Raw genomic sequence first — 1,433 nt, 5'->3', positions numbered from 1 at the left:
TGTCAGTTCTTGCTGGTTGGATTCGCTAACTCTCAACGTACCTCAACTTTAAAAAATTAAGATTATGTCAATCGACGCAAAAATTCCTGCAGGTCCGCTTGAGCAAAAGTGGTCTCAGCACAAGCTTAACTCAAAGCTAATCAACCCAGCTAACAAGCGTAAGTTCAAAGTCATCATGGTCGGATCTGGCCTGGCTGGCGGATCCGCTGCGGCAACACTTTCAGAGCTCGGCTATCAAGTTGAGTGTTTCTGCTATCAAGACTCCCCACGGCGCGCACACTCCATCGCGGCACAGGGTGGTATCAACGCTGCTAAGAACTACCAGAACGACGGTGACTCTGTTTACCGCCTTTTCTACGACACACTCAAAGGTGGTGACTTCCGCGCACGCGAAGCTAACGTTTACCGTCTTGCTGAAGTTTCTACAAACATCATCGACCAGGCAACTGCCCAAGGTGTACCTTTCGCGCGTGAATACGGTGGCCTCCTAGACAACCGTTCATTCGGTGGAGCTCAGGTTTCCCGAACATTCTACGCTCGTGGCCAGACTGGCCAGCAGCTTCTCATTGGTTGCTACCAAGCTCTCCAGAAAGAAGTTTCCAGAGGTGGCGTGAAAATGCACCCACGCACTGAAATGATGGAACTCGTTATGGTTGATGGCCACGCAAAGGGTATAGTCGTTCGTAACATGGTTACTGGTGAAGTCGAAACGCACGCAGCTGACGCAGTTTGTCTCGCGACTGGCGGTTACGGAAACGTTTTCTTCCTCTCCACTAACGCGATGGGTTGTAACGTGATGGCTGCATTCAAAGCACACAAGAAAGGCGCTTACTTCGCTAACCCTTGTTACACTCAGATTCACCCAACCTGTATTCCAGTTAGTGGCGACTACCAGTCTAAGCTCACTCTCATGTCTGAGTCACTCCGTAATGACGGACGTATCTGGGTTCCTAAATCACAGGCAGACGCAAAAGCTATACGTGAAGGCAAGAAATCAGCAATCGATATCGCAGAAGACGATCGCGATTATTATCTCGAGCGTAAGTACCCATCATTCGGTAACCTCTGCCCACGCGACATTGCATCTCGTGCAGCGAAAGAAGCATGTGACGATGGCCGAGGCGTAGCCCCTACTGGTCTCGGTGTATTCCTCGACTTCAAAGACGCTATCGCACGTCTTGGTGAAGATCTTGTCCGCGCTCGTTACGGCAACCTCTTCCAGATGTATGAGAAGATATCAGGTCAGAACCCTTACACTTCACCAATGCAGATCTTCCCTGCCGTCCACTACACAATGGGCGGGCTCTGGGTTGACTATAACCTTATGTCTAACATTCCAGGACTCCACGTTCTCGGTGAGGCAAACTTCTCTGACCACGGTGCAAACCGCCTCGGTGCTTCTGCTCTTATGCAGGGACTTGCTGACGGTTACT

1 protein-coding gene is annotated in these 1,433 nt (G+C 50.6%); it reads left to right on the top strand.

The genetic code is table 11. From position 1 onward, the window contains the following. Positions 1-64: 64 nt before the first annotated feature. Positions 65-1,433, top strand: a 1,369-nt coding sequence (locus ABGY95_RS08060; protein WP_347441173.1) for a fumarate reductase/succinate dehydrogenase flavoprotein subunit, incomplete at its 3' end; no start/stop codon positions are given.

This window comes from Rubritalea sp. (genome assembly GCF_039830215.1).
Taxonomy (GTDB): Bacteria; Verrucomicrobiota; Verrucomicrobiia; order Verrucomicrobiales; family Akkermansiaceae; genus Rubritalea.
The sequence above is the reverse complement of the archived record's forward strand: the minus strand, read 5'-3'. Positions and strand labels throughout refer to the sequence as shown.